6 protein-coding genes are annotated in these 11476 nt (G+C 38.7%); 4 read left to right on the plus strand and 2 right to left on the minus strand.

The features are described from left to right. Positions 1 to 267 precede the first annotated feature (267 nt). The gene (locus VB694_RS22630; protein WP_323362594.1) at positions 268 to 672 is read left to right on the plus strand and encodes a beta-lactamase hydrolase domain-containing protein; all 405 of its coding nucleotides are present in this window, start codon (positions 268 to 270) and stop codon (positions 670 to 672) included. 315 nt (positions 673 to 987) lie between these two features. Here VB694_RS22630 and VB694_RS22635 read toward each other — a convergent pair whose 3' ends face one another. Further along, on the minus strand, positions 988 to 1281 hold the full coding sequence (locus tag VB694_RS22635; protein ID WP_323362595.1) for a HetP family heterocyst commitment protein: 294 nt from the start codon (positions 1279 to 1281) through the stop codon (positions 988 to 990). A gap of 916 nt (positions 1282 to 2197) precedes the next feature. Here VB694_RS22635 and VB694_RS22640 point away from each other — a divergent pair. The 3 genes from VB694_RS22640 to VB694_RS22650 all read left to right on the plus strand — a co-directional run bounded on the left by VB694_RS22640 (position 2198) and on the right by VB694_RS22650 (position 8495). Then, a complete protein-coding gene (locus VB694_RS22640) occupies positions 2198 to 4600 on the plus strand; it encodes a sucrose synthase (protein WP_323362596.1) in 2403 nt (800 codons plus the stop codon). A 170-nt stretch (positions 4601 to 4770) separates the two neighbouring features. Continuing rightward, positions 4771 to 7644 carry a beta-phosphoglucomutase gene (gene pgmB, locus VB694_RS22645; protein ID WP_323362597.1) on the plus strand — a complete coding sequence of 958 codons (2874 nt, stop codon included), beginning with the start codon at positions 4771 to 4773 and terminating at the stop codon, positions 7642 to 7644. Positions 7645 to 7754: 110 nt separating this feature from the next. Further along, positions 7755 to 8495: a dienelactone hydrolase family protein gene (locus VB694_RS22650; protein WP_323362600.1), complete on the plus strand. Its 741-nt coding sequence runs from the start codon at positions 7755 to 7757 to the stop codon at positions 8493 to 8495. Positions 8496 to 8668: 173 nt separating this feature from the next. On the opposite strand, the gene VB694_RS22655 is transcribed toward VB694_RS22650, so the two are convergent. Beyond that, positions 8669 to 11476, minus strand: a 2808-nt coding sequence (locus VB694_RS22655) for an SBBP repeat-containing protein (RefSeq protein WP_323362598.1), incomplete at its 5' end; no start/stop codon positions are given.

Here is an 11476-nt window from a genome sequence, read left to right on the forward strand (position 1 = left end):
GAAAACCTGAACTTGAGGATTTACTTAATAAATCTATTCATTTTGGGATACATTTCAATCAATTCTCCTCAAGATCATATTTTTTTTTGCTGGGAATTACATCCTCACATCCTCACAAGTTCCTCAAATTTTTCCTGTAAGTTAAGAGTAGAATTAACACTGAGTACAAGAAGACCGTGGGGTAAAGAGAATTCCTAAATTTAATTGTCATACTCAGATGGAGATAGGGTTGTCATCTGGATATTTACTTCATTCCATCCATAACCTATGATTGACAATGTGCGGCAAATTAATATTGTCAGGAAAATTAATCAGGAATTAGCAATTAGTGGACAAATTACACCAGATCAGTTGCAAAAACTCGCTGATGATGGTTATAAATCTGTCCTGAATCTGTGTTTTGTAGATAAACAGGACTTCTGGCAAGATGAGCAAGAAAAAACACAATTTTTAGGATTGTGCTATGTCAATTTACCTACAAAAGTTGAATATTTAACTCATCAATCTGCAAATTATATCTTTGAAATTATTAACGAACTCCCTAAACCACTGCTGATACATTGTGATAATTCTAAACGTTCGGCAGCTATAGTATTATTATATATCTCTACTAAGCAGGGAATTAATTTTGAGCAAGTATGGCAACAAGCTATCAATTTAGATTTACTTTGACCCAATAGGTAAGGCGATAAGATCCCCGACTTCACCAGATCAATTTATCATTGATGGACACAATAAATCAAAGAAGTCGGGGATCTGGATATGAACGATTGCTATGACTGAATACTTACGATTTACTGTAGTCAAGTTAGCACCTTATAGGACTCATATTTGAATTTTGAAAAAATCTAAGTATTTGTAGGGTGCGTAAGTCCTGGTTGTATCTGACGCACCCTACGTATCGTTTCATAAATCAAATATTATCCCTATATCATCATAGTCAGTAGAGACGTTCCGGTGCAACGCCTCTACAGTTTTTATGCGGTATTAGTTACTGCTAAATGCCTGAGATACAGCTACTCGATGATTGCTATTTACAGAGTGCAATTTCTGCTGATGATTAGATGTTGATGCTGCAACCACTGGGCTATTTTCTTTCATTAACCGGCTATAGGTACGCTGGGGTATATAATGGAGTGGATTATAGCCAATAAAACGTAGAATCAGCACACAAGCCCAAGAATATCTACCATCTGCAATAGCTTCAATAACCTGATTTAATTCTTCAGGTGTAATAAGATTTTCAAAATTAGCTGGAGAAGAAGAAGATCGGTAGTTCATGACTAGCCCTGATATAACTTGTATAATCGGTGTATAACTGAAGGTTTGATGTTGCATTATCTGCGGGATAATGCTGTTTTTTGCTTATGTTTATAATCGCCAAAGATTAAGTCATAAATGAATATTTAGCGATGCAAATCTCAAGTATCCCAAAATGAGCAAACAATAAAAATGTATAAATCTCCTCTATTTTCCAGAAATTTACCTTCATTAGTTGATAGTTAACTTCAAACTGAAAAATTGACTCAATCATTGTTTAAAGTTCACAGATTACCCCTTAGTTAATGGTTATGTAATTCAATAAAACTGGTCTGGATGCTAATGCCTAGCCATTGTGTGATTGAAAAAATCGGGAACACAAACATTCATCTGATATGCAGAATACTATTTTTTTTGAGCCATTTTAGCCAAATTGGCAAATTTTATATAAAGAAATTATAGTTTTTTGAAGGTTTGGTAAATTAATCAAAGGACTATTTAAATACTGTCACAAGAGGAGTTTACAAAACTGCAATTAGCCGCTATTGACTTAATAAAGTGAGGAAAAAACGGCAGAATTCAGGAGTCAGTAGAGACTTTCTGAATATCTGTATATAAGTAAAATTGGCTATTTATCTGTAATTTGCTGTAGTGATCAAAAACTAGATAGATAACATCAGAATTTTTGTGGTCAAAGAAAAATCTCCTCTGTCAAGTGGTAGTAAATAAGCTACAATAATTCCCAACTCAACCTAATTTTTCTATATCTAAAGAATTAATTGCGGCTTTCACTCCTCAGCTAGACGCGATAATTTTGACAAGCTATTTATAATCATAGGAGAAGTGTACCTCAGCAAACCCATCATTTAATACAGTAAGTACAATTGAGAGGGGATAAAGATGAGGTCTTAAGCTAGTTATGGTTGGGTAATTCTCTATGCATGAATTATTGAAACTTGTTTTCGATAGTGACGAAAAAATCGATCTAGGTCAGTTTCTCTGTACTTTAAAGACTCAGGATAAATGTTATTTTCTCAGGAATGAAATTTTACAAAATTTTGCAGATTATTGTCGTCAATCTCAAAAACCTGCTTATTTTTACCATTCTTCTTCTCTAGGAACACTCTTAAACTACACCCATGAAATCATTCTCGAAAGGGAAAATACATGGTTCGTTGTCCGTCCGAAAATTGCTAGTCAAGAGGTATGGAGACTAAATGCAGATTTCACGAGTTGTGATTTAATGACACCTAAAGAATTTTTAGATGTGAGTGATCATTTAGTCAACCGTTACCAGTCCGACATTTTAGAAATCGACCTCCGTCCTTTTTACCAAACATCTCCGAAAATTAGCGACTCTAGAGACATAGGTCAAGGTCTGACCTTCCTTAACCATTATCTATGCAATCAATTTGTGACAAATCCTCAATATTGGCTAGAAATTTTATTTCAAGCATTACGAGGCATAAAGTACAATGATATAAGGCTGTTAATTAGCGATCGCATTGATTCCGGTATCAAGTTTGCTAAACAAATTAAACCAGCGATTAAGCTTTTAAGCGAACTTCCTCCCCACGAACCTTACCAAGAATTTCGTGTTCACCTCCAAGAACTTGGTTTTGAAGCAGGTTGGGGTAACAATGCAGCGCGAATTAGAGAAACCTTAGAATTGCTACAAAGACTTATAGACACTCCCCAACCTTCTATTCTCGAAGCTTTTGTGGCACGTATTCCCGCTGTTTTTCGCGTTATTCTCGTTTCTATACATGGTTGGGTAGCACAAGAGGATGTGTTAGGAAGAGATGAAACATTAGGTCAAGTTATTTATGTCCTCGAACAAGCACGCAGCTTAGAAAATAAACTCCAAGCAGAAATAAAACTTGCTGGTCTTGACTCTTTAGGTATCAAACCTCATGTAATTATTCTGACTCGCTTGATTCCCAACTGTCAAGAGACATTTTGTGACCTGCGGTTAGAGAAAGTTCACAATACAGAAAATGCTTGGATTTTGCGCGTTCCCTTTGCAAATTCTGATGCGGAAATTACCAATAATTGGATTTCTAAATTTGAAATTTGGCCTTATTTAGAAAAATTTGCCCAAGATGCTGAAAAAGAACTTTTAACACAATTCCAAGGAAAACCAAATTTAATTATTGGTAACTACAGCGATGGTAACTTAGTGGCGTTTCTCCTCGCCCGTAGCTTAAAAGTTACCCAATGCAATATTGCTCATGCTCTCGAAAAACCAAAGCATTTATTTAGTAATTTATATTGGCAAGATTTAGAAGAAAAATATCACTTTTCCACCCAATTTACCGCTGATTTAATTAGCATGAACGCTGCTGATTTTATTATTACTTCATCCTATCAAGAAATTGTAGGTACACCAGAGACAATAGGACAATATGAATCTTACAAATGTTTTACCATGCCCGAATTATATCATGTAATTGATGGCATTGATTTATTTAATCCTAAATTTAATATGGTGTCACCAGGAGTTAGTGAAACCTTCTTTTTCCCCTACGACCAAATAGAATACAGAAATCCTCAAGAGAGCCAACACATTCAAGACCTATTATTTCACCGTCAAGATGATCACATTATCGGTTATTTAGACAATATTCACAAAAGACCAATTTTTGCAGTTGCACCTATTACCTCAATTAAAAATCTGACTGGATTAGCAGAATGTTTTGGCAAAAGTAAAGAATTACAAACCCGGTGTAACTTAATTTTATTAACTAGCAAATTATCTGCTGAGGAAGCCACAAACCCTGAAGAAGTTAGAGAAATCGAAAAACTGTATAATATTATTGATGAGTGTAATTTAGCAGGTAAAATCCGTTGGTTAGGAATGCGATTACCTAGCCGCAACATCGGTGAAGCTTATCGCGTAATTGCCGATCATCGCGGCATTTATGTTCATTTTGCTCTTTATGAAGCCTTTGGCCGCAGTATTTTAGAAGCAATGATTTCTGGTTTACCAACATTTGCTACTCAATTTGGGGGAGCTTTAGAAATTATTGAAAATCGGCAAAATGGATTTCATCTCAACCCTACAGATTTAGAAGGAACAGCGAAAACAATTATTAATTTTTTAGAAAAATGTGATGCTAATCCAGAATATTGGCTAGAAAATTCACAATGGATGATTCAGAGAATTCGCCATCAATATAACTGGAAATCACACACAAAACAATTGTTGTTATTGGCAAAGATGTTTAGTTTTTGGAACTTTGTCGCCCCGGAAGATAACGACGCTAGAGATTTATATATGGAAACACTGTTTCATCTCATTTATAAACCCAGAGCAGAAAAGATTCTCGCAGAACATTAACAGCAATACACCCACATTTAAACATCATTGAAAATCATCACTACCGGATATTTCTCTTACTTCTTTCTCTCTGCCTTTATTTGCGCCTCATTTACAGAAAGTAGATCCGCAATTATGCGTAAGGCAAATTCTCTATTCATTCAGCAATATTTAATGATAAAATCATAAAAATGGAAAACAAAAACAATTTCATTTACACAGACTGGATATTAATAGAAAACCAATTTAACCCTGACGAATTACACGCCAGAGAAACAATATTTACTATTGGTAACGGTTATTTGGGTACAAGAGGCAGCTTTGAAGAAAGCTATCCACGGGCATTATCAGCTACATTCATTCATGGTGTTTATGATGATGTTCCCGTAGTTTATACAGAACTGGCTAACTGTCCAGATTGGCTACCATTGGTAGTGACGATTGATGGCGATCGCTTTCGTCTGGATCAAGGTAAAATATTGCAGTACAATCGTGAGCTTGATTTACGCCAAGGACTTCTCAGCCGTTCTCTGCGTTGGCGTAGTCCCACTGGGAAAACCATAGATATCAGCTTTGAACGCTTTGCAAGTTTAGCGGATCATCATGTCTTAGGACAACGTTGCACATTAACAACATTAGATTTTCAGGGAGTAGTCGAAATTCAAGCTAGTATTAACGGCTACCCAGAAAATAAAGGTTTCAATCACTGGGAAGGACTAGACCAAGGGAAGATTGATAGAGGTTTCTGGTTACACAGTCGCACTCGCTACAGCCGTATTGATATCGGTATGGCTGCTAGGATGACAATATCAGGAATCGATGCGGCGCTGCAAATCAATACTGCACCTGGTTATCCTAGCATTAGCGCCACCTTTGTCTCTGAACCACAGCAGACCGTCACTATAGAGAAAATTGTCACCGTTTTTACCTCACGGGATGTTGAGCAACCAGTGTCAGCCGCACAGGAAAAACTCGCCCATCTGCCAGATTATATAACTCTGCGTCAAGCTAATGAACAAGCATGGACTGAGGTCTGGCAGCAAAGCGATATTGTCATTGAAGGAGATAGCAAAGCGGCTTTTGCAGTCCGGTATAATCTGTTTCAATTACTAATTGCGGCTCCCCATGATGATGATCGGGTGAGTATTCCCGCTAAAACCATCTCTGGCTTTGGTTATCACGGTCATATTTTTTGGGATACGGAAATTTTTATTCTGCCATTTTTTACTTTTACCCAACCAGCACTAGCTCGGAATTTACTGACCTATCGTTATCATACTTTAGATGGGGCGCGACGGAAAGCAACTCATTACGGATATCAAGGGGCGATGTACGCCTGGGAAAGTGCGGTGACAGGTGATGAAGTTACGCCTCGGTGGGCGCTACCTAGTGATTTTTATGGAGAAGATGTACGCATTTGGTGCCGCGATCGCGAAATTCATATTAGTGCCGTAATCCCCTACGCTATCTGGTACTATTGGCGAGTGACTGGGGACGATCAATGGCTCAGAGATTATGGCTCAGAGATTATTTTAGATACCGCAATTTTCTGGTCAAGTAGAGTTGAATTTAATCCTCACCATCAACGTTATGAAATTCGCAGTGTCATAGGTGCTGATGAATACCATGAGCTAGTACATAACAATACATTTACTAACCGGATGGTGCAATGGCATCTAGAAAAAGCTTGTGTAGTTCATGACTGGTTATATCGTAATTTCCCGGAACGGGCTGAGGAACTAGATCAAAAATTGCAACTGACTGACGAAATTAGAAATCATTGGCAAGAAATCATCAACAAAATCTGGATTCCCTACGAAGCAGAAACGGGATTAATTGAGCAATGTGAGGGATTTTTCCAATTAGATGATCTTAACCTAGCAGACTACGAACCACGTCAAAAGTCAATGCAAGCTATTTTAGGTATTGAAGGAGCAAACAAGCACCAAGTTCTTAAACAACCAGATGTATTAATGCTACTTTACCTCATGAGGGAATCCGCAGAGTTTCCCTACAGTCAAAAAATATTAGAAGCAAACTGGGAATATTACGCACCGCGCACTGATATCACCTATGGTTCTTCCCTGGGTCCGGCTATTCATGCGATTTTAGCCGCCGATTTAGGCAAAACTCAAGAAGCTTACGAACGCTTCATGCAAGCGGCTATGGTGGATTTAGAAGATAGACGAGGGAATACAAATGATGGCATTCATGGTGCTAGTGCTGGAGGAATTTGGCAAGCTGTAGTTTTTGGCTTTGGAGGTATTCAATTTACAGATCATCAACCCGTAGCTCATCCCCATTTACCTCCAAGTTGGACACGCTTGCAGTTTAAATTACACTGGCATGGAAAATGGCATGATTTTGATTTACACCAGGAATTGCAAACTAGGAAAGAACAGCCAGCCCCAATGATTCAGGGAATTATTTTTGATTTAGATGGTGTGTTAACTGATACCGCAGAGTATCACTATCAAGCTTGGCAAAAGTTAGCAGATGAGGAAGGTATCCCTTTTAACCGTCAAGCTAATGAGGGGTTGCGAGGAATTGCCCGCCGTGCTTCGCTAATGTTGATTATTGGTAATAGACGGTATTCAGACATACAAATACAAGAGATGATGGAGCGCAAAAACGATTATTATGTAGAATTGATTCAAAATATTACCCCTGATAACTTGTTACCGGGTGCGGTTTCCTTGTTGGATGATTTGCGTCAAGCTGGTTTGAAAATAGCTCTTGGTTCAGCGAGTAAAAACGCGCGTGTAGTCATTCAAAAGTTGGGAATTAGTGATAAATTGGATGCGATCGCAGATGGTTATAGTGTCAAAAAAGCCAAACCCGCACCAGATTTATTTCTATTTGCAGCCCAGCAGTTAGGGCTTCCAGCAACTCAATGTGTAGTTTTTGAAGATGCAGCCGCAGGGATTGATGCAGCTTTAGCCGCAGGTATGTGGGCTGTGGGTATGGGTCCACCAGAGAGAGTAGGAACTGCTCATATTGTTCTACCTAGTTTAGCCGGGATAACTTGGGCAGAATTACAAAGAAAATTTCGGGATATTACTTGAGAGAAACAGTGAAAAGGTGTTTTAATTCATTTCAAAAATGATTGCAAAATGTACTGATTTCTATGAAATTTCAGGAAATAGAATTAAAGAAATTTATAGAAAATCAGACAATGCAAATTATTAAACGCAATATTGAATTAAGAGTTGATGATAGTTTAATGCGGGTTTATGTTGCTTCTCCTAAACCAGCAGGTAAATATCCAGGAATCGTTTTTTACAGTGATATTTATCAATTAGGTGATGCCATAATTCGCTTAGTTAATTATTTAGCTGGTTTTGGTTATGTAGTCGCCGCACCAGAAATTTTTCACCGTATTGAACCAGTGGGTTCTGTAATTGAACCTAATGATATTGGCAGAATGCGTGGTAATGATGATGCACGAAGAACCTTAATTTCTGAATATGATAGTGATACTCGTGCAGTAATTGATTTTCTCAAAAATGACAATTTAGTTATTAGTGATAAAATCGGCACTTTGGGTTTTTGTATAGGTGGACATTTGGCTGTTCGTGCTGCTTTTGAAAATCAAATCAACGCTTGTGTTGCTTGTTATCCTACAGGGATTCCTAGCGGAAAATTAGGTAAAGGAGTGGCTGATACTATTCACAGATTTGATGAAATTAAAGAGGAAATACTGTTAATTTTTGGTACTAAAGATCCACATATTTCTGAACATGATAGACATACTATAATTAATGCTTTGGAAAATGCCAAAGTCCATCATCAATTTTTCTGTTATGATGCAGAACATACTTTTATGAGAGATGATGGTTATCGTTATGATCCTATGGCTGCTACTTCAGCCTGGGAACAAATTATTGCTTTCTTAGAACGGAAACTGAGAAGATAATTATCAACATAGATCCCCGACTTATTTTATTTGTGTAGGGGTAATTCATGAATTACCCCTACCTATAGAATCAAATGATTAAGCCGTTTTGAGTATACAAAATCAAACTGCAAAAATATAAATTTTGCTGGAATTTTTAGGGTGCGCTAACGTGGTGTAACGCACCCCTATATCTAAGAAATCAGGCTAAAATTGCTACTGTTAAGGGTAATATCAAGATTCCCTAAACGTGCAAACTCAAACACTGATGCTGTACCCAGAACATTGCCATCCTGGTTATAGAATAAACTACCAGTGCTTTGACTATAAACAATCTTAGCACTACTGGCATTAACCAATTCATCATCAGTAACAACGGCAAAATCAGTTAAAGCCTGCCCTACAGTGTTAGTAATGGCATTGAAAGTGCTAAGACTTAAAGCAATCTGGTCTTGTCCGGCTTCAAACTGAGTAATGTAGTCAACACCTAAACTGCTGCTAAATACCCCATTAGATTGGAAGCGATATTGATCATTACCGACACCACCGTTGAGAATATCATCGCCTAGTCCTCCCCAGAGAATATCATTTCCCCCTAATCCTTGCAGTTGGTCATTGCCTTCACCACCAACAAGCAGGTTATCAAGAGCATTACCCGTGAGACGGTCATTTCCTGTACCACCTGTAGCATTTTCGATCACGTTGTTGGCAGAAAGAATGAGTTTCAGGTTGCTATTGACAGTCTGTGAGGTGATTACTCCCAAATTCACATTCACAGAGGAAGTAGTACCACTAAAGTCAATAGTATCAATACCTCCTGTTGCCGTTTCCACAATTTTATCTGTTCCTAAAACAGCGTTAGCAACAAAAGAGTATGTGTCATTACCATTGAGACCTGTAAGGGTATTATTGGCACTATTGCCCTTAAAGACGTTATCTCCTGCATTACCTGTACCGTTGATAGCCGTTGTTCCTGTGAGAGTCAGGTTTTCTACGTTGGTTGGTAGGGTGGTGGTAACGGAGGCAGTGAGGGTATCGGTGATAGTAGTGGTGGCGCTGGTTTTAGTCCCCAAGCTGGCATTAGTGGGAGATTTCAGGGTGAGGTTAAAGGTTTCATTCGCTTCATTGATGGAATCATTGAGAATGGGAATAACAATGGATTGAGTTGTTACCCCTGGGTTAAACATCAAAGTTCCTGTTTTGCTGGTATAGTCTGAAGTTGCTGTAGCTGTACCGTTACTAGTTTCATATTGGACTGTAATGGTTTGGGTGCTAGTGCTGGAAAGAGTAACTTGATAGGTAACGTTTTGTGGACTAGTTCTGCCTTCAACTATTGTCTGGTCAGCACTGAGGTTCATAGTAACAGACGGTGCAACATCATCATTAGTAATAGTTCCCGTCACCGCTGTGGTTGTACCAGTGGTGTAACCTGTACCAGCAGCTAAAGTTAAAGCCACGGTTTCATCAGCTTCAACTGTGGTGTCTGCTTTAGGGTCTATGGTTAGGGTTGCTGTACTCGAACCAGCTGCAAAGGTAATAGTTCCGGTAGTGCTAGTAAAGCTGGCTGCACCTGTTTGGGTATAGTCTGTGTTGAAAGTGGCTGTTCCACCAACGGTATAGTTGATGGTTAAGGCATTGGTGGTGCTGCCAGTTCTGGTAAAGGTGTAAACCAGATTGGTAGTTCCATCTTCGGTGACACTTGCAGGAGATACAGCTAGGGTGATGTTGGGTGGAACAACTGTTGAGGTGATGGGAACGGACAACTGATTCCCATTGGTATCGAATAAGGCTATGTAGCTATCACTGCCACCCTGATTTGTGTAAGTGGGGAAACTGCCATACTCAGTCCAACCACTAACGTATATATTGCCCTGGTTATCAATACTCAAACCATTAGCATAATCATTTGAGTTTGTACCAAATTGCTTAACCCAGAGTCTCGTCCCACTGGTGTTGTATTTTGCTAAAAAGCCGTCATAGCCTCCTAAAGCCGTATTTCCTGTAAATTGACCATTCGTCCAACCTGTAACATAAGTATTACCAGCACTATCTGTTTTGGAGGCAATAGAATAGTCTTCGGAGCTTGTCCCGAATTGTTTAACCCAAGCCAGGGTTCCCGTGGTGCTATATTTGGCAACAAAACCATCATAAAAACCTAAACTGGTGTTACCACTGAAAGTACCATCGGTATAGCCAGTAATAAAGACATTTCCTGTACTATCGGAACTAATGCCATTGATATTGGCATAATTATTTCCAGATGAACCGAGTTGTTTAACCCAAGCCTGAGTTCCACTGGAGTCGTATTTACTGACAAAAACATCAAAACCACTAACATTGGTATTTCCAGCAAATGCCCCTGCTGTTGAGCCTAAAACATAGATATTATTGTTACTATCTAGGCTAACGCCTATTGTTTCATCATCTTGGTTTGTACCAAGCTGTTTTACCCAAGTTTGTGTACCATTGGTGTCATATTTGGCGATATAAGCGTCATAAGCTCCTTGGGTGACATTACCCGCAAATGCACCATAGGTTTTGCCAATTACATAGCTATTGCCATTACTATCAACACTAATTCCGAAAGATGTGTCATCGGCAGCCGTACCAAATTGTTTAACCCAAGCTAGAGTACCAGCAGAAGTATATTTAGTAATAAACCCATCGTTACTACCGAGATTGGTTGCCCCCGCAAAAGCTCCATTGGTGTAGCCAGCCGAATAAACATTGCCAGCACTATCATTACCAGTTCCAAAGGCATAATCAGTACCAGAAGTACCGAACTGTTTAATCCAGGCTTGACTACCATCGGGGTTGTATTTGGTAATATAACCATCAGGGTTGCCAGCGTTAGTGTTTCCAGTAAAAGCCCCAGTGGTAAAGCCAGCTGCAAAAATACTGCCGCTACTGTCATTGCTGACTCCACTATTTTGCTCTTGACCTGATGTTCCAAACTGCACTGGCCAGGGATTATTTGAGGCTGCAACCTGTAAAGTGTAGTG

This window comes from Anabaena sp. UHCC 0451 (assembly GCF_034931405.1).
Taxonomy (GTDB): Bacteria; Cyanobacteriota; Cyanobacteriia; order Cyanobacteriales; family Nostocaceae; genus RDYJ01.

What these genes read in the sequence shown, in the direction of transcription:
- VB694_RS22630 (WP_323362594.1), top strand. Translation starts at nt 268, where the DNA reads ATGATTGACAATGTGCGGCAAATTAATATTGTCAGGAAAATTAATCAG.
- VB694_RS22635 (WP_323362595.1), bottom strand. Translation starts at nt 1,281, where the DNA reads ATGAACTACCGATCTTCTTCTTCTCCAGCTAATTTTGAAAATCTTATT.
- VB694_RS22640 (WP_323362596.1), top strand. Translation starts at nt 2,198, where the DNA reads ATGCATGAATTATTGAAACTTGTTTTCGATAGTGACGAAAAAATCGAT.
- pgmB (WP_323362597.1), top strand. Translation starts at nt 4,771, where the DNA reads ATGGAAAACAAAAACAATTTCATTTACACAGACTGGATATTAATAGAA.
- VB694_RS22650 (WP_323362600.1), top strand. Translation starts at nt 7,755, where the DNA reads ATGCAAATTATTAAACGCAATATTGAATTAAGAGTTGATGATAGTTTA.